At 69.4% G+C, this 22,258-nt stretch carries 21 protein-coding genes; 7 read left to right on the top strand and 14 right to left on the bottom strand.

The genetic code is table 11. The features are described 5' to 3' along the window. The 6 genes from ACE3T5_RS10025 to ACE3T5_RS10050 form a co-directional block, all read left to right on the top strand. On the top strand, window positions 1-211 hold a 211-nt coding region (locus ACE3T5_RS10025), incomplete at its 5' end, for a transporter substrate-binding protein (protein WP_374667095.1). Between the two features lie 176 nt (window positions 212-387). Then, complete coding sequence (gene urtB / locus ACE3T5_RS10030; RefSeq protein WP_374667097.1) at window positions 388-1,956, top strand: urea ABC transporter permease subunit UrtB; 1,569 nt, start codon at window positions 388-390, stop codon at window positions 1,954-1,956. A gap of 65 nt (window positions 1,957-2,021) precedes the next feature. Further along, on the top strand, window positions 2,022-3,155 hold the full coding sequence (urtC, locus tag ACE3T5_RS10035) for an urea ABC transporter permease subunit UrtC (RefSeq protein WP_374667176.1): 1,134 nt from the start codon (window positions 2,022-2,024) through the stop codon (window positions 3,153-3,155). After that, the gene (gene urtD / locus ACE3T5_RS10040) at window positions 3,152-4,027 is read left to right on the top strand and encodes an urea ABC transporter ATP-binding protein UrtD (protein WP_374667099.1); all 876 of its coding nucleotides are present in this window, start codon (window positions 3,152-3,154) and stop codon (window positions 4,025-4,027) included. The genes urtC and urtD overlap by 4 nt, the downstream gene beginning before the upstream one ends. Before the next feature lie 109 nt (window positions 4,028-4,136). Continuing rightward, the gene (gene urtE / locus ACE3T5_RS10045; protein ID WP_374667101.1) at window positions 4,137-4,829 is read left to right on the top strand and encodes an urea ABC transporter ATP-binding subunit UrtE; all 693 of its coding nucleotides are present in this window, start codon (window positions 4,137-4,139) and stop codon (window positions 4,827-4,829) included. 43 nt (window positions 4,830-4,872) lie between these two features. Beyond that, entirely contained in the window at window positions 4,873-5,247 is a 375-nt protein-coding gene (locus ACE3T5_RS10050) for a hypothetical protein (RefSeq protein ID WP_374667103.1), read from the top strand. A 136-nt stretch (window positions 5,248-5,383) separates the two neighbouring features. Here the strand turns inward: ACE3T5_RS10050 and ACE3T5_RS10055 are convergent, their stop codons facing one another. The 14 genes from ACE3T5_RS10055 to ACE3T5_RS10120 form a co-directional block, all read right to left on the bottom strand. Beyond that, window positions 5,384-6,274, bottom strand: a complete 891-nt coding sequence (locus tag ACE3T5_RS10055; protein ID WP_374667105.1) for an urease accessory protein UreD — start codon at window positions 6,272-6,274, stop codon at window positions 5,384-5,386. Between the two features lie 10 nt (window positions 6,275-6,284). Beyond that, window positions 6,285-6,755 (bottom strand): nucleoside deaminase, encoded by a 471-nt coding sequence (locus tag ACE3T5_RS10060; RefSeq protein ID WP_374667107.1) that lies wholly within the window; start codon window positions 6,753-6,755, stop codon window positions 6,285-6,287. Further along, window positions 6,752-7,531 carry an ABC transporter permease gene (locus tag ACE3T5_RS10065; protein ID WP_374667109.1) on the bottom strand — a complete coding sequence of 260 codons (780 nt, stop codon included), beginning with the start codon at window positions 7,529-7,531 and terminating at the stop codon, window positions 6,752-6,754. The genes ACE3T5_RS10060 and ACE3T5_RS10065 overlap by 4 nt, the downstream gene beginning before the upstream one ends. Before the next feature lie 13 nt (window positions 7,532-7,544). Then, window positions 7,545-8,390: an ABC transporter ATP-binding protein gene (locus ACE3T5_RS10070; RefSeq protein ID WP_374667111.1), complete on the bottom strand. Its 846-nt coding sequence runs from the start codon at window positions 8,388-8,390 to the stop codon at window positions 7,545-7,547. Beyond that, window positions 8,390-9,421 carry an ABC transporter substrate-binding protein gene (locus ACE3T5_RS10075; protein ID WP_374667113.1) on the bottom strand — a complete coding sequence of 344 codons (1,032 nt, stop codon included), beginning with the start codon at window positions 9,419-9,421 and terminating at the stop codon, window positions 8,390-8,392. Before ACE3T5_RS10075 ends, ACE3T5_RS10070 begins: the two co-directional genes overlap by 1 nt. 189 nt (window positions 9,422-9,610) lie before the next feature. Beyond that, entirely contained in the window at window positions 9,611-11,908 is a 2,298-nt protein-coding gene (locus ACE3T5_RS10080) for an NADP-dependent malic enzyme (RefSeq protein ID WP_374667115.1), read from the bottom strand. Between the two features lie 125 nt (window positions 11,909-12,033). Further along, window positions 12,034-12,990, bottom strand: a complete 957-nt coding sequence (locus ACE3T5_RS10085) for a 2-hydroxyacid dehydrogenase (protein WP_374667117.1) — start codon at window positions 12,988-12,990, stop codon at window positions 12,034-12,036. A 12-nt stretch (window positions 12,991-13,002) separates the two neighbouring features. Beyond that, window positions 13,003-13,983, bottom strand: coding sequence for a Bug family tripartite tricarboxylate transporter substrate binding protein (locus ACE3T5_RS10090; RefSeq protein ID WP_374667119.1), 981 nt, complete (start codon window positions 13,981-13,983; stop codon window positions 13,003-13,005). A gap of 69 nt (window positions 13,984-14,052) precedes the next feature. Next, complete coding sequence (locus ACE3T5_RS10095; RefSeq protein WP_374667121.1) at window positions 14,053-15,492, bottom strand: aldehyde dehydrogenase family protein; 1,440 nt, start codon at window positions 15,490-15,492, stop codon at window positions 14,053-14,055. 142 nt (window positions 15,493-15,634) lie between these two features. Further along, a complete protein-coding gene (gudD, locus tag ACE3T5_RS10100) occupies window positions 15,635-16,960 on the bottom strand; it encodes a glucarate dehydratase (protein ID WP_374667123.1) in 1,326 nt (441 codons plus the stop codon). Continuing rightward, window positions 16,957-18,516, bottom strand: a complete 1,560-nt coding sequence (garD, locus tag ACE3T5_RS10105; RefSeq protein ID WP_374667125.1) for a galactarate dehydratase — start codon at window positions 18,514-18,516, stop codon at window positions 16,957-16,959. The genes gudD and garD overlap by 4 nt, the downstream gene beginning before the upstream one ends. Window positions 18,517-18,544: 28 nt before the next feature. Continuing rightward, window positions 18,545-19,504 (bottom strand): Bug family tripartite tricarboxylate transporter substrate binding protein, encoded by a 960-nt coding sequence (locus tag ACE3T5_RS10110; protein ID WP_374667127.1) that lies wholly within the window; start codon window positions 19,502-19,504, stop codon window positions 18,545-18,547. Window positions 19,505-19,534: 30 nt separating this feature from the next. Continuing rightward, window positions 19,535-20,446 (bottom strand): 5-dehydro-4-deoxyglucarate dehydratase, encoded by a 912-nt coding sequence (gene kdgD / locus ACE3T5_RS10115; protein WP_374667129.1) that lies wholly within the window; start codon window positions 20,444-20,446, stop codon window positions 19,535-19,537. A 123-nt stretch (window positions 20,447-20,569) separates the two neighbouring features. Then, window positions 20,570-21,283, bottom strand: a complete 714-nt coding sequence (locus tag ACE3T5_RS10120; RefSeq protein WP_374667131.1) for a FadR/GntR family transcriptional regulator — start codon at window positions 21,281-21,283, stop codon at window positions 20,570-20,572. Between the two features lie 130 nt (window positions 21,284-21,413). Between ACE3T5_RS10120 and ACE3T5_RS10125 the strand changes: the two genes are divergently transcribed. Further along, window positions 21,414-22,232, top strand: coding sequence for an NAD-dependent epimerase/dehydratase family protein (locus ACE3T5_RS10125; RefSeq protein ID WP_374667133.1), 819 nt, complete (start codon window positions 21,414-21,416; stop codon window positions 22,230-22,232). Window positions 22,233-22,258 lie beyond the last annotated feature (26 nt).

Raw genomic sequence — 22,258 nt, forward strand, 5'->3', positions numbered from 1 at the left:
GACCTTCAAGGCGCCCAGCGGCTTCACCGCCAAGATGGACGAGAAGAACCACCACCTGCACAAGCCGGTGTTCATCGGCGAAGTGAAGGCCGACGGCCAGTTCAACATCGTCTGGAAGACCCCGGGCCCGGTGAAGGCCAAGCCCTGGTCGCCCTACATCGAAGGCAATGACAAGAAGAAGGACGAGCCGGACGGCAAGACGAAAATTTGACCCACCCCCGTTGGCGGGCGGCGCCCGCCTTCCCCCCCTCACGGGGGCGGCGCGGCCGCTTGGGGCGGCCCGGCGCGGCGCGCCTCCCGGATCGGCCTGTCTTCGACGGCCGGTTCGCGGGCCAGGGTCCTCTGCAATGGACGGCGTGCCGTCCATTCCACAGGTTCTCCTTCCAGATGAAACAGCTCCTAATCCTGCTTGCCCTGTGGGCGGCAACGGCCGCGCAGGCGCTCACGCCGGACGAGGCCCGGGCCATGGCCACGGGTGAGTCCGACTCCCGCATCGAGGCGCTGAACAAGGCCGTCTCGGCCGCCGATGACAAGACGGCGGCATTCATCCAGGCGATGTCGGATGACGCCGTCAAGTTCAAGGGCGACCAGGTCTTCGTGGTGAAGGACGACAAGGCCTTCGACCCCGTGACCGGCGCCGAGGTGAAGTTGCCCGAGGACGCCGAGGACGTGGTCAACAACAACCGCATGCGCGGTGAGCTGGATACCGCGCTGGCCGCGCTCAAGCTGTTCTCCAAGGACGTCAAGCTGCGCACCCAGGCGGTGACGGAGCTGCAGAAGGAAGTGGACGAGTCCAAGCTGGCGCTGATCGAGAAGGCACTGGCCGCCGAGACGGACCCCGGCCTGAAGGAGCGCCTGGGCCTGGTGCGCGCCGCCGCGCTCATGACCAGCAGCGACACCGCGCGCCGGCTCGAAGCGGCGCAGGCGCTCTCGGCCAGCCGCAGCCCGGCCACGCGCAACCTGCTGCTGCAGCGCCTGGGCGAGGAGCAGGACGCACAGGTGAAGGCCGCGCTGCAGGCCTCGCTGCGTGCGGTGGAGGGCTCTCTCGTGTGGGGCGAGCGCCTCGGCGCCATGTTCTCCGGCATCAGCCTCGGCTCCATCCTGCTGCTGGTGGCGCTGGGCCTGGCCATCACCTACGGCCTGATGGGCGTGATCAACATGGCCCATGGCGAGCTGATGATGATCGGCGCCTACGCCACCTACGTGGTGCAGGGGCTGTTCCAGAAGTACCTGCCCGGCGCGTTTGACTGGTATCTGGTGGCGGCGTTGCCGGTGGCCTTCATGGCCTCGGCGCTGATGGGCGCCATCCTCGAGCGCGGCGTGATCCGCTTCCTCTACGGCCGCCCGCTGGAGACGCTGCTGGCCACCTGGGGTATCAGCCTCATGCTCATGCAGCTGGTGCGCACGGTGTTCGGCGCGCAGAACGTGGGCGTGGAGAACCCGAGCTGGATGAGCGGCGGGGTCACGCTGATGGGCAACCTGCAGCTGCCGTGGAACCGCATCGTCATCATCGGCTTCGCGTTCGCGGTGCTGGCCGGCATGGCCTTCCTGATCGCCCGCACGCGGCTGGGCCTGTTCGTGCGCGGCGTCACGCAGAACCGGCCCATTGCCTCCTGCATGGGCGTGCACACGGCGCGCGTGGACACGTACGCCTTCGCGCTCGGCTCCGGCATCGCGGGGCTGGCCGGCTGCGCGCTCAGCCAGGTCGGCAACGTGGGGCCCGACCTGGGGCAGGCCTACATCGTGGACGCCTTCATGGTGGTGGTGCTGGGCGGCGTGGGCCAGCTCGCCGGCACGGTGTATGCGGCGCTGGGCCTGGGCATCCTGAACAAGTTCATCGAAGGCTGGGCCGGCGCGGTGCTGGCCAAGATCGCGGTGCTGGTGCTGATCGTGATCTTCATCCAGAAGCGGCCGCAGGGCCTGTTCGCGGTCAAGGGCCGCAGCGCGGAGGCATGAGCATGGACCGCGCCAACGAACTGATCGAGCAGTCGCTTCAGGCCGGCCGCGCCGGGGCGACGCCCATGCCCATTCCGCTGGTGCTGCCCGCGCCCGCGCCCCTGCTCAGCCGCAAGGGCTGGACCGCCTTCCTGGTCGCGCTGGTGGTGGTGTGCGGCGTGGCGCCCGTGCTCAACCTGCTGGTGCCCGAGGGCAGCGTGTTCCACCTGAGCGACTATGCGGTGGGCCTGATCGGCAAGATCATGTGCTTCGCCATCTGCGCGCTGGCCATGGACCTGATCTGGGGCTACACCGGCATCCTGTCGCTGGGCCACGGCCTGTTCTTCGCGCTGGGCGGCTACGTGATGGGCATGTACCTCATGCGCCAGATCGGCCGCGACGGCCACTACAAGAGCGACCTGCCGGACTTCATGGTCTTCCTGGACTGGAAGGCGCTGCCCTGGCACTGGACGCTGTCGGACAGCTTCATCGCCACCTGCATCCTGGTGGTGGCGGTGCCCGGGTTGGTGGCCTTCGTGTTCGGCTACTTCGCCTTCCGCTCGCGCATCAAGGGCGTGTACTTCTCGATCATCACGCAGGCGCTCACCTTCGCGGCCATGCTGCTGTTCTTCCGCAACGAGACGGGCTTCGGCGGCAACAACGGCTTCACCGACTTCAAGCGCATCCTGGGCATCAGCATCCAGACGCCGCAGGCGCGCATGGTGCTGTTCGTGCTGACGGGCTGCACGCTGCTGGGCTTCTTCCTGCTGGCGCGCTGGCTGGTGGCCAGCAAGTTCGGCCGCGTGCTGCAGGCCATCCGTGACGCCGAGAGCCGCGTCATGTTCTCGGGCTACAACCCGATCGGGTACAAACTCACGATCTGGACGATTTCCGCCATGATGTGCGGGGTCGCGGGTGCCCTTTATGTGCCGCAAGTGGGCATCATCAACCCTGGCGAGATGAGCCCCGCCAATTCCATCGAGATCGCCATCTGGGCAGCGGTGGGCGGGCGGGCCAGCCTGGTCGGGCCTATCGTGGGCGCGTTCCTGGTCAACGGCATGAAGAGCTGGCTGACCGTGACGGCCCCCGAGTTCTGGCTCTACTTCCTGGGGGCGCTGTTCATCGCGGTGACGCTGTTCCTGCCGAACGGCATCGTCGGGTGGCTGCGGGATCCGCAGGGTCTGGGCAAGCTCATCAACAAGTTCAGGAGGTCGGCATGACGCCGGATCTCATGGAAGAGGGGGCGCGCCGAGTCGCGGCACATCAGGCTGCCGCGGCCCCCGGAAAGACCGAATCCGGCGGGCGCGCCGCCGGATTCGCCCGCCCGGTGCTGCCGGGCGAGGTGGACGTCACCCACGGCCGCATCCTCTACCTGGAAGACGTGTGCGTGAGCTTCGATGGCTTCCGTGCCATCAACAAGCTCTCGCTCGACATCGCCCCGGGGGAGCTGCGCTGCATCATCGGCCCCAACGGCGCGGGCAAGACGACGATGATGGACATCATTACCGGCAAGACGCGGCCCGACAGCGGCACGGTGTTCTTCGGCAGCACCATCGATCTGCTGCGCTACAAGGAGGCCGAGATCGCCCAGCTGGGCATCGGCCGCAAGTTCCAGAAGCCCACGGTGTTCGAGCAGCTCACCGTGTTCGAGAACCTGGAGCTGGCGCTGAAGACCGACAAGGGTGTGAAGGCCTCGATGTTCTTCCGGCTGGACAGCGCCGAGAGCGACCGCCTGGCCGACGTGCTGCGCACCATCCACCTGGCCGACAGCGTGGACCGGCCCGCCGGCGAGCTGAGCCACGGCCAGAAGCAATGGCTGGAGATCGGCATGCTGCTGATGCAGGATCCGAAGCTGCTGCTGCTGGACGAGCCCGTGGCCGGCATGACCGACGAGGAGACGGCGCGTACCGCGGAGCTTTTCCTCACGCTCAAGGGCCATCATTCGCTGATGGTGGTGGAGCACGACATGAGCTTCATCAAGACCATCTCGGAGAAGGTGACCGTGCTGCATGAGGGCTCGGTGCTGGCCGAGGGCACGCTGGAAGAGGTGCAGGCCGACGAGCGCGTGATCGAGGTGTACCTTGGGCGCTGACCGCTGGGGTTGCGCTTCGCTCCACCCCAGCCTACGGGGTCTCCCCGGCGTGCGTCACTGTTTTCCGTAGGCTGGGGTGAAACCCCAGCGCTTCCACCACCAGCCCACCATGCTCTCCATCAAGAACGTCAACCAGTACTACGGCGGCTCGCACATCCTGCGCGACGTCAGCCTGGAAGCGCACCTGGGCAAGGTGACCGTCATCCTCGGGCGCAACGGCGTGGGCAAGACCACGCTGCTGAAGTCGCTGATGGGGCTCGTGCCCATCAAGACCGGCACCATCGACTTCGACGGCAAGGCCATCCAGGCCACCACGCCCTATGAGCGCGCTCGCGCCGGCATCGGCTTCGTGCCGCAGGGCCGCGAGATCTTCGCGCGCCTCACGGTGGAGGAGAACCTGCGCATGGGCCTGGCGTACAAGAGCGCGCGCACGCCCATCCCGACCGAGCTGTACGAACTGTTCCCGGTCTTGAAGCAGATGCTGCACCGGCGCGGCGGTGATCTCTCTGGCGGGCAGCAGCAGCAGCTGGCGATTGCCCGCGCGCTGGCCGCCAAGCCCAAGCTGCTGGTGCTGGACGAACCCACCGAGGGCATCCAGCCCAGCATCATCAAGGACATCGGCCGCGTCATCCGCATGCTGGCCGACCGCGGCGACATGGCCATCCTGCTGGTGGAGCAGTACTACGACTTCGCGCAGGAACTCGCCGACGACTACCTGGTCATGGAGCGCGGCGAAGTCATCGCCCGCGGCCTGGGCAAGGAGATGGAGGCCAACGGGGTGCGGCAGCTGGTGGCGATCTGAGGGGCGCTGTCGCTGCGGCGGGCTGGCGTGAGACCATTGCGCCATGGCCTACACCTGCCCCCACTGCGGGGCTCCGAGCATCTCCGCCATCGCCAAGTGGCTCTCCGGCAACGTGCGCTTCGCGAACTGTGCGGCGTGCGGCGGGTTCTCGCATGTGAGGTCCACCACCGCGCGCCAGTGCAGCGCGGCCGGGCTGGCCACCGGCGCGGTCGGCGTGCTGGCCTTTGCGCTGGGCGGGCTGCATCCGGCCTGGCTGTGGACCGCGCTGGGCGCAGCGCTGGGGGTCTACCTGCTCGCGTGGCATCTCGTCGCGCTGGAGCCGGATGACGAGGGCGGCTGGAAGCTGGGACGCGACTGGCTGTTCTCGCTGCTGGGGCTGGGTTTGCTGGGCGTCTGGTGGTGGGGGCGGTGGGGCTGAGGGAAATCGCTGGGGTTCCCTTCGGTCACCGCCAGCCTACGGGGACGGCGGGCACCCCGTGGCGGCTCTTCGTGGCGGGCTCCTCGTAGGCTGGGGTGGAGCGGAGCGCAACCCCAGCGATCGCCCATTACCCACGCTACAGCGTCCACCCCCGCGGCTCACTCGGCGGCAGATCCCACAACAGGGGTCGCCACGCACGGCGCACGGCCTTGAGCAGTCGCAGCGCTGGCTCCACCAGCGGCGCCAACGCCCGGACGACCACCACCTGCGGGCCGGGCGCGGTGGCGCCAGCGATCAGTCCGTCGGGCGTCTCCTTCGCAGCCGGCGTGGTGTCAGCACTCGAGGACGCACCGCCAGCCCGCGGCGCCCTCTCATCGATCACCTCTCTCGCCGCATCCAGCAGCGCATCGCGTCGCGCGCGCGTGATGTCGCTGCCGGCCGCGAAGAAGAGCGTGGCCATGCAGCGGCGGCCCGCCAGGCCCAGCGGACCATCCATCAGCCGCGTGTCCGCGGCGTCGATGCGCCCGCGCTCCAGCCAGGCGCCCTGCAGTTCCAGGTGCTGCTGCACGCTGCCGCGCACGAAGGGCTGTCCGGCCTGCGGCAGGCCCAGGGCGGCGATGTCCCAGCCCAGCAGCTCGGCCCCTGGCGCGACGTTCAGGCGCAGTTCATTGCGCGCCATGCAGCCGCTGTAGTAGATCGCCTCCAGCGGCAGCCATTCCAGCCGCGCGCCCGCTTCCACCTGGACCGCCGTGCGCTGCAACGCCACCTCCCCCTCGCTGCGATAGAAGCGGGAGGCGCCGGGCGTGGTGACCAGCCCGTGGCTGCCGGCTGCAGCGGTGACCGAGATGTCCAGCGTGTCGCCGCCCACCAGCCCGCCGGGGGGATGAACGAGCACGTTGTGGCAGACGGCATCCCCCTCTGGGTAGATCGACTGCAGGATGCGCAGCGGGCCTTCGTGCGCGAAGCGGGCTACGCTGCGCCCTTGTTCCCGCGCGTAGTCCAGCCGCAGCCGGCCCTGCCACCCCATGGGCCCGCTCCTACTTCCAGAAGTCGAGATGCAGCGCGGCGATGCCGGCCTCGGCCTCGGGCACCGGCCCGATCACCTGCACGGCCTTCTGTCCATGCGCAAACACCTCGCGGCAGGGCAGATCCAGCGTGGGGTTCTCGCCGTGGTTACCGGTGAGGGCGAGCAGGCGCGCCTCCGACATGCCGTACACCACTCGGCCGATGTTCGCCCAGTACTGCGTGGCCGCGCACATGGCGCACGGCTCCACCGTCGTCACCAGCGTGCACTGCCACAGGTAGTCGGGCGCGAAGTTCAGCGCCGCGGTGCGTGCGAGCACGGCCTCGGCGTGGTTCACCGTGTCGACATTGCCCTGCTCGGCCAGCACCGTCTCGCCGTCGGGTGCCACCAGGATGGCGCCGAAGGGATGGCGGCCGAGGCCCAGCGCGCGCTGCGCCACCGCGTTCGCGCGCGCCAGGTGGCGCAGCACCTGGTCGTCGGTCATTCGCCCTGCGAGCCGCGGTGCGCCCAGGCCGTGGTGTGCTTCTCGATGTAGCTGAACAGCTCGTACATCGCCATCGCCATCACGCCGATCACCACCAGGCCGGCAAAGGCGAGCGGCAGGCGCTGCTGCGAGCCCGCGGTCTGCATCAGGTAGCCGATGCCCGAATCGCCGGCCGTCATCTCGGCCAGCACCGTGCCCACGAAGGCGAGCGTGATGGCGATCTTCAGCGAGCCGTAGAAGTACGGCATGGAGCGCGGCAGACCCACCTTCACCAGCACGTCCCAGCGCTTGGCGCCCAGCACGCGCAACACGTCCTCCAGCTCCGGCTCCAGCGTGGCCAGGCCGGTGGCGATGTTCACCGTGATCGGGAAGAACGAGATCAGGAAGGCGGTGAGGATGCCGGGGCCGACGCCGATGCCGAACCACACGATGAGGATGGGCACGATGGCCGCCTTGGGCACCGCGTTGAAGGCCACCAGCAGCGGATAGAGCGCCGCGTACATCAGCCGCGAGGAGCCGATCAGGAAGCCGAGTAGCACCCCCACCACGATGGAGAGGCCGAAGCCGACCATGGTGACCCAGAAGGTCTTCCAGGCCGCCTCCATGATGGGGTTGAAGAACTCCGCCATCGCCAGGCCGATCTGCCAGGGGCTGGGGAAGATGTAGTCGGCGATGCGGAAGACCGAGCACACCAGCTGCCACAGCAGCAGCATGCCGGCGGCGGCGATGACCGGCGACCAGCGCTCGATCTGGCGTCGTCTCTGCGCCGGGGTCATGACAGGTCCCCTCTCATTGCGCCACCTCCGCACCCGCCTTGCGCATGGCGCCGATGTGGCCGCGCAGCTCGTGCACGATGTCGGTGAACTGGCTGGTGTAGGTGATCTCCAGGTCGCGCGGGCGCGGCAGGTCGATCTCCCTGCGCACCACGAAGCGCCCGGGGCTCTTGCTCATCACGTACACCGTATCGGCCAGGAAGACCGACTCGCGCAGGTCGTGCGTGACCAGGATCACGTTGAAGCGCTGCTCGGTCCACAGATCGCGCAGGATGCACCACAGCTCCTCACGCGTGAACGCGTCGAGCGCACCGAAGGGCTCGTCGAGCAGCAGCATCTTGGGCTCGTGGATCAGCGCGCGGCAGATGCTCGCGCGCTGCTGCATGCCGCCGGACAACTGCCACGGGAACTTGTCCTCGTAGCCGCCCAGGCCCACCTTCTGCAGCAGCTTGCGGGCACGCTCCACGTACTCGGCGCGGCGCGACTTGAACTGCGAGCGGTGCGGCTCCACGATCTCCAGCGGCAGCAGCACGTTGTCGACCGTCGTGCGCCAGGGCAGCAGCGAGGGCGCCTGGAATGCCATGCCGGAGATCTTGAGCGGCCCGGTCACCGGCTGCCCGTCGATGGTGATCTTGCCCATCGACGGCATGCGCAGCCCGGTGGTGAGCTTCATGAAGGTGGACTTGCCGCAGCCTGAGGGCCCGACGATGGCGATGAACTCGCCCTGCCGCACCTGCAGGTCGATCGCCTCCACCGCGAAGTGGTTGGCGGCCAGCAGTTCGTCGTTGTAGGCGAGCCAGACGTCGGAGAACTGGACGAAAGCGTCGCCACCCGGGGCGGCGCCGTCCTGGGGTGTGGCCATCACTTCTTGGCGGGGGGCAGGATGTTCAGTTCCGCCTTGCCGGGCAGGAAGCTGGCGTTCCACACCGCGTCGGGGTTGACGCGCGTCTTGGTGTTGAAGGCGTCGGAGACCTGCGAGGCCATCAGCGCCAGGCGGCCGGGCACCACCTGGCCGAAGCCCTCGGCGCGGGCGTCGGGGCTGGCCACCACGGCGTCGATCGCCATCTTCAGGCGGCGCGTCTCCAGCTCGGTGTTGATGATGCCGTCGCGCGCCTTCACGTACTGGATGGCGTCATCCGGCTTGGCCATCACCTCCTTCGCGCCCTTGGCGAAAGCCGCCAGGAAGGCCTTCACCGCGGCCGGGTTGTCCTTGATCAGCTTGGGCGAGGCGATGATGACGTTGCCGTACAGCTTCACGCCGTGTGCCGCGTAGGGCAGCGTGACCACGTCTTCCATCTTCACGCCGCGCGCTTCCAGGTTCAGCAGCGAGGTGAACGAGAAGCCGGTGATGGCGTCGATGTCGCCGCGCACCAGCATCGTCTCGCGCAGGGGCGGGTCCATCGCCGTCCACTGCACGTTGCCCACGCTGTTAGCCTTGGAGAAGATCGGGAAGGCGCGGCGGCCGGCGTCGAAGACCGGGGCGCCGAGCTTCTTGCCGCTCAGGTCGGCCGGGGTCTTGATGCCGCTCTTCTTGAGCGCCATCACCGCCGCCGGCGTGTTGTTGTAGACCATCATCACCGCCACCGGCTTGTTGGGCGCGTCCGGGTTGTTGGCGTGGAACTCCATCAGCGCGGCCAGGTCGGCGAAGCCCATGTCATAGGTGCCCGAGGCCACGCGCGTGACGGTGCCACCGGAGCCGTTGCCGGCGTCGATGGTCACATCGAGCTTGGCGTCCTTGAAGTAGCCCTTGGCGGCGGGCTGCAGGAACAGGGCGGCAGGCCCCTCGAAGCGCCAATCGAGCTGGAACTTGATGGGCGTGGTCTGGGCGTGGGCGCTGAAGCTCGCGGCCAGGGCCAGCGTGGCGGCGGACAGCAGGAAAGTTCTTTTTTTCATGGGCGGTACTCCAGGGGATGCGGATACGAGACGAAGACGATCGCCTGCGAAGCAAGATCGATGCCGCCGCACAGGCTTGGCGCCGGCAGCTCCCGATTCTGGTGCGTCCGCGGGGTCGCTGCCGCTGGGAGATACCCTGCGCCCCGTCGTGGGGCGCAAGGTGGCCCGTGAGAGCCCGCCCGTGGTGCGTCAGCCCTGATGGTGTGCGGCCGCTGCCACCAGCGCCGTCATGTTCACCACCCGACGCACCGTGGCCGAAGGCGTGAGCACATGCACCGGCGAGCGCGCGCCCAGCAGGATGGGCCCCACCGTCACGCCGCTGCCGCCGGTGGTCTTGAGCACGTTGAACAGGATGTTGGCGGCGTCGATGTTGGGGCAGATCAGCAGGTTGGCCTCGCCACTCAGGGTGCTGTCCATCAGGCTGGCGCGGCGGACCGGCTCGGACAGCGCGGCGTCGCCCTGCAGCTCGCCGTCGCACTCGATGCCGGGGGCCAGCTCGCGGAAGCGGTCACGCGCCGCGCGCATCTTGCGGGCCGAACCGCGCGTGGAGGAGCCGTAGTTGCTGTGCGAGAGAAAGGCCACCTTGGGCGGCAGACCGAAGCGCCGCACCTCCTCGGCCGCCATCAGGGCGATGTGGGCCAGCAGCTCCGCATCGGGTTCCTCGTTCACGTAGGTATCAGCCAGGAACAGGGTGCGGTCCGGCAGCATCACCGCGTTCAGCGTGGCGAAGGCCGGCGCGTCGGCGGCGCGGCCGATCACGGTGTGCACGTGGTCCAGGTGCTGGTCGAAGCGGCCGACCAGGCCGCAGAGCATGGCGTCCGCGTCGCCCAGATGCACCGAGAGCGCGCCGATCAGCGTGTTGGAACGCCGCACGGCCGCCTTGGCCGCCTCGGGCGTGACGCCATCGCGGCCCATCAGGCGGTGGTACGCCTCCCAGTACTGGCGGAACCGCGCATCACTTTCCGGGTTCACGCATTCCACGTCGTGCCCCAGCCGGATGCGCAGGCCCGCCTTGGCGATGCGCGCCTCGATCACCGCCGGCCGGCCGATGAGGATGGGCCGCGCGATCTTCTCGTCCAGCGCCAGCTGCACCGCGCGCAGCACGCGTTCGTCCTCGCCCTCGGCATAGGCCACGCGGCAGGTGGCCGCGGCCTTGGCGGCCTGGAACACCGGCCGCATGATCATGCCGGTCTGGTAGACGAAGCGCGTGAGGCTCTGGCGGTAGGCGTCCAGGTCCGCGATGGGGCGCGTGGCCACGCCCGACTCCGCCGCCGCGCGTGCCACGGCCGGTGCGATGCGCAGGATCAGGCGCGAGTCGAAGGGGGTGGGAATGATGTAGTCGGGGCCGAAGGCGAGCTCCTTGCCGGCATAGGCATTGGCCACCTCCTCGCTGATGTCGGCCTTGGCCAGGGCGGCGATCTCGCGCACGCAGGCGAGCTTCATCGCCTCGGTGATCTTGGTCGCCCCGCAGTCCAGCGCGCCGCGGAAGATGTACGGGAAGCACAGGACGTTGTTCACCTGGTTCGGGTAGTCCGAACGCCCGGTAGCGATGATGCAGTCGGGCCGCGCCGCCTTGGCGAGCTCGGGCCGGATCTCGGGCTCGGGGTTGGCCAGCGCCAGGATGATCGGCTTCGGGCCCATCGTCGTCACCATCTCCGGCGTCAGCACGCCGGCGGCGGAGCAGCCCAGGAAGACGTCGGCGCCCTGCACCGCGTCGGCCAGCGTGCGCTTGCCGGTGTCCTGCGCGTACTTCGCCTTGCTCTCGTCATAGCCGCCGGGGCGGCCCTGCCAGATGACGCCCTTGGAATCCACCACCAGGATGTTCTTCGGCGACACGCCCAGGCCCACCATCAGGTCCAGGCAGGCGATGGCGGCGGCCCCCGCGCCGGAGGAGACGAGCTTCACCTCGCCGATGGGCTTGCCCACCAGCTCCAGGCCGTTCAGCAGCGCCGCGCCGGAGATGATGGCCGTGCCGTGCTGGTCGTCATGGAACACCGGGATGCCCAGGCGGTCGCGCAGCTTGCGCTCCACATAGAAGCACTCGGGGGCCTTGATGTCCTCCAGGTTGATGCCGCCCAGCGTGGGCTCCAGCGCGGCGATGATCTCCACCAGCTTGTCCGGGTCCCTCTCGGCGAGTTCGATGTCGAACACGTCGATGCCGGCGAACTTCTTGAACAGGCAGCCCTTGCCCTCCATCACCGGCTTGCCGGCCAGCGGGCCGATGTCGCCCAGGCCCAGCACCGCCGTGCCGTTGGTGACCACGCCCACCAGGTTGCCGCGCGAGGTGAAGTCGGCCGCCAGCGAGGGATCGGCCTGGATGTCCAGGCAGGGGTAGGCCACGCCGGGCGAGTAGGCCAGGGACAGGTCACGCTGGTTGGACAGCGGCTTGGTCGGCGTGACGGCGATCTTGCCGCGGGTGGGGGTGCGGTGGTACTCGCGCGCGGCCTCGCGCAGGGCCAGTTCAGCCTGGGTGGTGGGTTCCTTCATCGGGCGTCTCCTTCGTGTCCGGTTCGCAGGACGGACACGTTACGCCCCCGGCCTGCCGGCCGGTGTGCGTAGAAGTACGGGTGTTGAAGGACTTTTGCGCGCGGTGCGGGGATCGCGCGGCGGGCTCAGCCGACCGGGGCCGCGCTGGGCAGCGGCTGGCCGGCGAAGAACGCCGCCAGGTTGTCCAGCACGCGCTGGCCCATGGCCTGCCGCGTCTGCACCGTGGCGCTGGCGATGTGCGGGACCAGCACCACGTTGTCGAGCGACCAGAGCGCCTCGGGCACGCGGGGTTCGTTCTCGAACACGTCCAGCGCGGCGCCGGCGATGCGGCGCTCCTGCAGGGCGCGTACCAGCGCCGCCTCATCCACCACGGTGCCGCGCGACACGTTGATCAGATAGCCCTTGGGGCCCAGGGCGTCCAGCACCGTGTCGTTGACCAGATGCCGCGTGCCCTCACCGCCGGCCGTGATCACGACCAGAAAGTCGCACCACTGCGCCAGGCCCGTGAGCGTGGGCTCGTGCGTCCAGGGCACGTCGGCCACCGGGCGCCGGCTGTGGTAGCGCACGTCCATCTCGAAGCCGCTGGCGCGGCGAGCGATGGTGCGGCCGATGCGCCCCAGGCCTACGATGCCCAGGCGCGCGTGGCTCACCTGCCGGCCCATCGGCAGGCCCACGGGCGCCTGCTGCACCCAGCGGCCGGCGCGCACGTAGCGGTCGCCGTGGCTCAGGCCGCGCGCCACATCCAGCAGCAGGCCGAAGGCGAGATCGGCCACGCAGTCGTTCAGCACGTCAGGCGTGTAGCCGATGGGAATGCCGCGCTTGGCCGCATGCGCGGCGTCGAGCCTGTCCAGACCGACGCCGAAACTGGAGATGACGCGCAGGTTCGGCAACGCGTCCACCAGGTCATTGCCGACCCCGACGGCTGCATTGGTGATCAGCGCCTCGAAGTCGCCCGCGCGGGCGGCCAGGAAGGCGGCCTGCTCGGCGGGGTCGGACGGCAGCAGGGCCACGTCATACGTGGCGTCGAGCTGTTCCTGCAGCCAGGGCAGCAGGGGCATCACTTGCAGGACGGTGTGGCGCATGCGCGAAGGTTACTACTCGACCTTGATGCCTGCTTCGCTCACCACCTTCGCCCACTTGGCGCGCTCGGCTTCATAGAACCGGTCCTGCTCGGCCGGTGCCATGGTGACGACCTCGGCGCCCTGGCCGGCCAGGCGCGCGCGCACCTCGGGGCTGCGGATGGCGGTGATCAGCGCGGCGTTGAGCTTCTGCACCACTGCATCCGGCGTGGCGCGCGGCACCAGCACGCCCTGCCAGGTGCCGGACTCGAAGTCCTTCACGCCCTGTTCGGCGATGGTGGGCGTGGCGCCGATCAACGGCATGCGCGTCTTCTTGGAGACGCCCAGCATCTTGAGCTTGCCACTCTGCACGTGCGGCAGCGTGGCCAGCATGCCGTTCATCAGCACCTGGGTCTGGCCGCCCACGGTGTCCTGGATGGCCTGGATGCCGCCCTTGTACGGGATGTACTGCCAGCGCGCGTTCACTGCGCGCTGCAGGGCGACGCCGGCCAGGTGCGGCGCGCTGCCGGTCGCGGTGACGGCAAAGTTCAGGTCGCGCGTCTTCGACAGCGCGATCAGCTCCTGCAGGTTGTTCGCCGGCACCGAGGGGTGCACCACCAGCAGGTGCGGCGAGTACGCCAGCATGGTCACGCCCCGCAGGTCCTTCACGGGGTCGAACGGCAGCTTCGAGTAGACCGAGGGTGTGATCGCCAGCGCGCCCACATCGCACAGCAGGAAGGTGTGGCCGTCGGCGGCCGACTTGGCCACGAAGTCCGTGCCCAGGTTGCCGTTGGCGCCCGCCTTGTTCTCCACGATCACCGACTGCTTCAGGCTGTCACCCAGCAGCGTGCTGATCGAACGCGCGATGATGTCCGACGACCCGCCGGGCGGGTAGGGCACGACGATGCGGATCGGCTTGCTGGGCCAGGTGGCCGACTGCGCCAGCAGGCTGGGTGCGGCAACGGCGGCCGTGGCTGCTGCAGCGCCACGCAGGACGTGACGACGGGACAGGGACATGGGGCTTCTCCTCGTGTGGTGATTGGGGGCGGGGCGCGGGCTGCGCGACCCGAGTGCTCAGGTGGGGGCTCAGGCCTGCGTATAGGCCGTCTTCACCGTGGTGTAGAACTCGGCGGCATAGCGCCCCTGCTCGCGCGGGCCGTAGCTGCTGCCCTTGCGCCCGCCGAAGGGCACGTGGTAGTCCACGCCCGCCGTGGGCAGGTTCACCATCACCATGCCGGCCTGCACGTGCCGCTTGAAGTGCGTGGCGTGCTTCAGGGACGTGGTGGCGATGCCGGCGGACAGGCCGAACTCCGTGTCGTTGGCGAGCGCCAGCGCCTCCTCGTAGTCCTTCGCGCGGATCACGCTCACCACCGGGCCGAAGATCTCCTCGCGGTTGATGCGCATGGCCTTCGTCGTCTCGGTGAAGAGCGCCGGGCGCAGGTAGTACCCGGGCGCGCCATCGGCGTTGGTGGCCATCGGCTCGCCGCCGGCCACCAGTCGGGCGCCTTCGGCCTTGCCGATGTCGATGTACTGCAGGTCCTGGGCGAGCTGCTTGTCGTCCACCACCGGGCCGATGTCGGTGCCCGCCTTGCGCGCATCGTCCACCTTGAGTGCCTTCATGCGCTCGACCATCGCGGCCACGAAGCGGTCATGGATGCCCTCGGTCACGATCAGGCGGGAGGATGCCGTGCAGCGCTGGCCGGTGGAGAAGAAGCCGCTGTTGAGCGCTGCGCCCACCGCCACGCCCAGATCGGCGTCGTCCAGCACCACCATCGGGTTCTTGCCGCCCATCTCCAGCTGGAACTTCGCCATGCGCGCCACGCAGGCCTGGGCGATGCGGGCACCGGTGGCCACCGAGCCGGTGAAGCTGATGGCGTTCACCTGGCGGTCGTCCAGCAGCACCTGGCCGACTTCGGAGCCACGGCCCATCACCAGGTTCAGTACGCCCGGCGGCAGCCCCGCGCGGTGCAGGATGTCGGCCAGCGCCCAGGCGGAGCCGGGCACCAGATCGGCGGGCTTGAGCACCACGGCATTGCCGAAGGCCAGCGCAGGCGCGAGCTTCCAGGCCGGGATGGCGATGGGGAAGTTCCACGGGGTGATGAGGCCGACCACGCCCACCGGCTCGCGGGTGACTTCCACACCGACACCGGGGCGCACAGAGGGCACGACATCACCGCCCGAACGCAGGGCTTCGCCGGCGAAGAACTTGAAGATGTTGCCCGCGCGCACGACCTCGCCAATGGCCTCGGGCAGGGTCTTGCCTTCCTCGCGGGCGAGCAGGTCACCCAGTTCGGCGCGGCGCGCCAGGATCTCGCTGCCGGCGGCATCGAGGATGTCGAAGCGCTGCTGCGGGGTGGAGAGGCCCCAGGCCGGCTGGGCGCGGGTGGCGGCCTCGATGGCTAGGCAGGCCTGCGCAACATCCGCCTGGGCGTACTCGCCGACCACATCGCGCGTGTCGGAGGGATTGATGTTGCGGCTGGCGCGCGGGCCTTCGACCCACTCGCCGTTGATCAGGTTCTGGAACATGGGGGTCCTTGTGGGGGAAGGGGGACTTGAAGGCAGGTGGCGCCCTGCAGAGACCTCCTGGGTCCCCGCCTGCGCGGGGACGACGGGCCTTTCGTCATTCCCGCGCAGGCGGGAATCCAGGAGGCGGCGCGCGGCGCAGCGGCTAGCGCACCAGGCATGGCCGCTTCGGATCGAACTGCCAGCCAGGGATGAGGTACTGCATGGCCATGGCGTCATCACGCGCGCCCAGGCCGTGCTGCTGGTACAGCGCATTCGCCTTCGCCAGTTCCGCCTCGTCGATCTCGATGCCCAGGCCGGGCTTCTTCGGCACCTGCACGTAGCCGCCTTCGATGCGCAAGGGGTCCTTGGTGAGCCGCTGGCCGTCCTGCCAGATCCAGTGCGTGTCGATCGCCGTCACCTTGCCCGGGGCCGCTGCGCCCACGTGGGTGAACATCGCGAGCGAGATGTCGAAGTGGTTGTTGGAGTGCGAGCCCCAGGTCAGGCCCCAGTCGCGGCAGGTCTGCGCCACGCGCACGCTGCCGGCCATCGTCCAGAAGTGCGGGTCGGCCAGGGGAATGTCGACCGATTGCAGGGCCAGCGAATGGGCGAGCTGCCGCCAGTCGGTGGCGACCATGTTGGTGGCCGTGGGCAGGCCGGTGGCGCGGCGGAACTCGGCCATCACCTCGCGGCCCGAGAAGCCTTCTTCTGCGCCGCACGGGTCTTCGGCGTAGGCGACCACGCCACGCATCCTGTGGCCCAGGCGGATCGCGTCCTTCAGCAGCCAGCCGCCATTCGGGTCCAGCGTGACGCGCGCTTCGGGAAAGCGCTCATGCAGCGCCGTGACCGCATCCACCTCTTCGTCGCCGCGCAGCACGCCGCCCTTGAGCTTGAAGTCCTGGAAACCGTAGCGGGCCTGCGCGGCTTCGGCCAGGCGCACCACGGCCTCGGGCGTCATGGCCGCTTCGTGCCGAATGCGGAACCAGTCGTTGTCGGCATCCGGCTCGCTGGCATAGGGCAGGTCCGTCTTTCGGCGGTCGCCCACGAAGAACAGGTAGCCCAGCATCTGCACCGCGTCACGCTGCTGGCCTTCACCCAGCAGCGCCGCGACCGGCACGCCCAGGTGCTGGCCCTGCAGATCGAGCAGCGCCGATTCCACCGCCGTGACGGCATGGATGGTGGTGCGCAGGTCGAAGGTCTGCAGGCCGCGGCCGCCGGCATCGCGGTCAGCGAACTGGCTGCGCATCGCGTTCAGGATCGCCTGCAGGTTGCCGATGGGCTGGCCCTCCACCAGCGGGCGGGCATCCTCCAGCGTCTGGCGGATCTTCTCGCCGCCGGGCACCTCGCCCAGGCCGGTGTGGCCGGCGCTGTCGGTGACCAGCACCACGTTGCGGGTGAAGAAGGGCGCGTGCGCGCCCGAGAGATTGAGCAGCATGCCGTCGCGGCCAGCGACCGGCACGACACGCATGGAGCGGACGACAGGGGAGGTCATGTCACAGGAGCAGGGTTGAAGAGGACCAGGGCGTTGTGCAGCTTCCACCGCTCGGCCCAGGTGAGCTGGCGGCCGCTGGCCACCTCGAGCATCAGCCGGAACAGGGCCCAGCCCATGTCCTCGACGCTCGCCTCGCCGTCGGCCACGCGGCCGGCGTTGAGGTCGATCAGGTCATGCCAGCGCGTGGCCAGCTCGGTGCGGGTGCCGACCTTGATGACCGGCACCTCGGCCAGGCCGTAGGGCGTTCCGCGGCCGGTGGTGAACACATGCAGGTTCATGCCGGCGGCCAGCTGCAGCGTGCCGCAGATGAAGTCGCTGGCCGGGGTGGCAGCGTAGATCAGCCCGCGCTGCCCGGGCGCGAGCTTCTCGCCCGGCTTGAGCACGCCGCTGATCGGCGCCGTGCCGGACTTGATGATGGAGCCCATCGCCTTCTCGACGATGTTGGAGAGGCCGCCCTTCTTGTTGCCGGGCGTGGTGTTGGCGCTGCGGTCGACCTGGCCGCGCTGCAGGTAGGCGTCGTACCAGGCCATCTCGTCACGGATGGCGGCGGCGATCGCGGGCGTGGCCGCGCGGGCCGTGAGCTGCTCCACCGCGTCGCGCACCTCGGTGGTCTCGGAGAACATCACGGTGGCGCCCGCTCGCACCAGCAGATCGGTGCAGAAGCCCACGGCCGGATTGGCGGTGACGCCGGAGAAGGCATCGCTGCCGCCGCACTGCACGCCGACCACCAGCTCGCTCGCGGGCACGGTCTCGCGCTGGCGCGCGTTCAGGCGGGCGAGATGCGGCTCGGCCTGGCGCACCACCGACTCCACCATCGACATGAAGCCGATGTGCCGCTCATCCTGCAGGGTCACCACGTCAGGTGTGTCCGGCTGGCCCTCGACCACGATGGGGATGATGCCGGGCGGCATCAGCCGGTCCGGCTGCAGCTTCTCGCAGCCGAGGCTGACCAGCATCACCTCGCCGCCGAAGTTGGGGTTGAGCGAGATGTGGCGCAGAGTGCGGATGGGGATCACGGCTTCGGGCGCGTCGATGGCGACGCCGCAGCCATATCCGTGCTCGAGCGCCACCACGCCATCCACGTTCGGATACCGCGGCAGCAGCTCGGCGCGGATTCGCTCGGCGGCGACCCGCCCCACGCCAGCCACGCACTGCACGGTCTGGGTGATGGCCAGCAGGTTGCGCGTGCCCACGCTGCCGTCGGCGTTGCGAAAGCCCTCGAAGGTGTAGCCGGTGAGGGGCGCCAGGGCGGGGGCTGCGCGCGTGGCCACGGGCAGATCGTCCAGGCCCACCGCCTCGGGCATGGCGAGCAGGCGCTCATGCACCCAGCTGCCGGCCGGCACGTCCTTCAGGGTGCGGCCGATCACCACGTCGTAGCGCCGCACGGCTGTGCCTGCGGGCAGGTCCACCAGCGCCACCTTGTGGCCCTGCGGCACCTTCTCGCGCAGCACCAGCCCGTCGTCGAAGCGCGTGCCAGCCGCCAGCCCGCCGTCGTTGGCGACGATGGCCACGTTGTCGGCTTCGTGCATGCGGATGCGGCGGGGCTGGTCGGTCATGGCGTCAGGACTCCGGGCGAGCGGGGGATCAATCCGCAGTGATCTTCCGCGTTTCGATGAGCTGCTTCCAGCGGGCGAACTCCACCGCCTGGAACTTCGCGAACTCTTCCGGCTTGTTCGCGACGATCTCGAAGCCCTGGGCGACCAGCTTCTCCTTCACCGCCGGGTCATTCATGGCGGCGACCAGTGCGGCGTGGACCTTGGCCTTGATGTCCGCCGGGATGCCCTTGGGCGCGGCCACGGCCTGCCACGACTGCACCTCGGCGCCCTTCACGCCCTGCTCCTGCAGGGTGGGCACGTCGGGCAGCAGCGGGTTGCGCTTCTCCGAGGCCACGCCCAGCGCGCGCACCTTGCCGGACTTGACGTGCTGGATGATGCTGTTGATGTTGACGAAGGCTGCGTCCACCTGGCCGCCCAACAGGTCGTTGATGGCGGGGCCGCCGCCCTTGTACGGGATGTGCAGGCCTTCGGTGCCGCTCTGCTGCCACAGCAGTTCGGCCGAGAGGTGATCCGACGAGCCATTGCCCGAGGAAGCGAAGCTCACCTTGCCCGGCAGGCGCTTCAGGTGCGCCAGCAGGTCCGCCAGGTTCTTGTTGGGCGAGGCGGCGGGCACGACCAGCACGTTGGGCGCCTGCACCAGCACCGTGATGGGGTCGAAGTCCTTCAGCGCGTCGTACTGCACGCCCTTGATCAGGTGCGGCGCGATCACGAACGGACCGAGCGAGGACACGAACAACGTGTAGCCGTCGGCCGGCGCGCGCTTCACGAACGCCGCGCCGATGGTGCCGGTGGCGCCGGCCTTGTTGTCCACCACGAAGCTGCCGCCCAGCTTCTCCTGCAGCTTCTGGCCGACGACGCGGGCGATGGCGTCGGTGGAACCGCCGGGCGGGAAGGGCACGACCAGCGTGACCGGCTTGTCGGGATAGGCGAGGGCGCTGGTGGCGGTGAGCGCCGCGGCGGCCAGCGTGAGCAGGGTTTTCTTGATCATCGATGTCTCCTTGAAAAGGCGTGGACAGGCTTACTGCGGGCCGAGCCGGCGGATCAGCGCGGCGAGTTCCTCCACCTCCTGCGGCTTCAGGTCCGACAGGGGCGGGCGCACCGGGCCGGCCGTGTGGCCGGCGAGGGTGGCGCCGGCCTTCACGATCGAGACCGCGTAGCCCTCGCCCTTGTTGCGGATCGCGAGGTAGGGCAGGAAGAACTCGTTGATCAGCCGGCCGGTGGTGGCGGTGTCGCCGGACCAGTAGGCGTTGTAGAACTCCACCGCCGTGCGCGGGATGAAGTTGAAGACGGCTGACGAGTAGGTGGGCACGCCCAGGGCCTTGTACGCGCTGGCATAGACCTCGTGCGTGGGCATGCCGCCGATGTAGACGAAGCGGTCGCCCAGCTTCTGGCGGATGGAGACGATGCGCTCGATGTCGCCCAGGCCGTCCTTGAAGCCGATCAGGTTCGGGCAGCGCTCGGCCAGCCGCGCCAGCGAGTCCGCGGTGAGCTTCGTCGCGCCGCGGTTGTAGACGATCACGCCGATCTTCACGCTCTGGCACACGGCGGCCACGTGGGCCACCAGGCCGTCCTGCGTGGCCTCGGTCAGGTAGTGCGGCAGCAGCAGCACGCCCTGGGCGCCGTTGCGCTCGGCCTCCTGCGCGTAGCGGATGGCCAGCGTGGTGCCGCCGCCGGCGCCGCCCACGATGGGCACGCGGCCGCGGCAGGTGTCGGCCGAGGTCTTGATGACGGCGGCGTACTCCTGCGGTTCCAGCGAGAAAAACTCGCCGGTGCCGCCGGCGGCGAACAGCACGGTGGCGCCATAGGGCATGAGCCACTCCAGCCGGTCGGCGTAGGCCTTGGCGTTGAAGCGCAGCTCGGCGTCGAAATCGGTGAGCGGGAAGGAGAGCAGGCCGCTGGAAAGCGCCTGCTTGAGTTCGTTCGGGGACATGGAAGCTCCGGTCAAGAGATACGACATCGTACAACTAGACGTTGAGCGTGGCAACCGGAAGGGCGTTGTGGATTCCACGTATGGGCCCTGACCCGCGGTCGCTGCGGGGAGCGCGCGACCCGGCTACGCCACCGACTTCTCCGCCGCCCGCCGCCGGCGCTCGCGGCTGTTCGCGAGGTGGGTGCGCATGGCCGCACGGGCGGCCTCGGGGTCCTGCCGGGCGATGGCGTCGACGATGCTTTCGTGCTCGGCGTTCACGCGGCGCAGGTAGGCCTGGCGCTCAGGGGTCACCGGGCCGGCGGGCTCCAGCCGGGCGCGCGGGATCATCATGCCGCCCAGGGTGGACATGAGGTCGGTGAAGTGGGGGTTCTGGGTCGCGCGGGCGATCTCCAGGTGGAACTGCACGTCGGGGCCCACGGCGTCGCGACCTTCCTCCACCGCGGCGGTGAAGGCGGCCAGCGCCTGGCGCAAGGTCACCAGGTTCTCGGGCGTGCGGCGCACCGCGGCCAGTGCGGCGCTCTCCGTCTCCACCGCGATGCGCAGTTCCAGCACCGCGATCACGTCCTGCAGCGTCGCGAGCTGCTCGGGCGCGATGCGGAACGTGCCGGGGTCGCCCAGGCCCACCACGAAGGTGCCCACGCCGTGGCGCGTCTCCACCAGGCCGGCGGCCTGCAGGCGCGAGATGGCCTCCCGCACGACCGTCCGGCTGACGCCGAACTCTTCCATGATGGCTGCCTCGGTGGGCAGCTTGTCCCCGGCGGCCAGGGCGCCTTCGCGGATGCGGCTGCCCAGGGCGTCGACGACGCCGTGCGCCAGCCCGCGGGGTCTGCGGCGCATCACGACTTCAGACATCGGGTAAGTCCCAGGTATGCATCGGTTGACAGCGTCAGGGGGTCTGACGATCATCAGTTGTCTGACAACAGATGAGTTCAGGCCCTCACTCTAGCAGGACCGTCGCGATTTGACCATGCAACACGCCCCCATGCCCGCCCTGCCGGGCCGCATCCTCCTCACCGGCGCCGCCGGCGGCCTGGGCCGCGTGCTGCGCCCGCGCCTGCGCGCCCGCTGCGACCTGCTGCGGGTGAGCGATGTCGCCACGCTGGAGCCGGCCGCCGAGGGTGAGGAGGTCGTGCCCTGCCGCCTGGAAGACCGCGAAGCGGTGCTGGCGCTGCTCGAAGGCATGCAGGCCGTGGTGCACCTGGGCGGCGTCTCCACCGAGCAGCCCTTCGACGCCATCCTGCAGGCCAACATCGCCGGTGTCTACAACCTGTACGAGGCCGCGCGCCGCCACGGCGTGCGCCGCATCTTCTTCGCCAGCTCCAACCACGTCACCGGCTTCTACCGGCAGGACGAAGTGATCGATGCCCGCGCGCCGGTGCGACCCGACGGGCACTACGGCATCTCCAAGGCCTTCGGCGAGAACCTCTCGCGCTTCTACTTCGACCGCTATGGCATCGAGACGGTGTGCGCCCGCATCGGCTCCTCGTTTCCCGAGCCGAAGGACCGCCGCATGCTCGCCACCTGGCTCAGCTACGACGACCTGGAGCGCCTGGTGGTGGCCAGCCTCACCGCGCCGGTGGTGGGCCACACCATCGTCTACGGCCTGTCCGACAACACCACGGCCTGGTGGAACAACACGGCCGCGCGGCACCTCGGCTGGCGCCCGCAGGACAGCAGCGAGCCTTTCCGCGCCGCTGTGGAGGCGCGGCAGCCGCGCATCGACCACGACGACCCCGCTTCGCTGTACCAGGGCGGCGCCTTCGTGCGCACCGGCCCCTTCGAATGAGCATCAACCCCTGACCTGGAGACAAG

Source organism: Ramlibacter sp. (assembly GCF_041916345.1).
Classification (GTDB): domain Bacteria; phylum Pseudomonadota; class Gammaproteobacteria; order Burkholderiales; family Burkholderiaceae_C; genus Ramlibacter.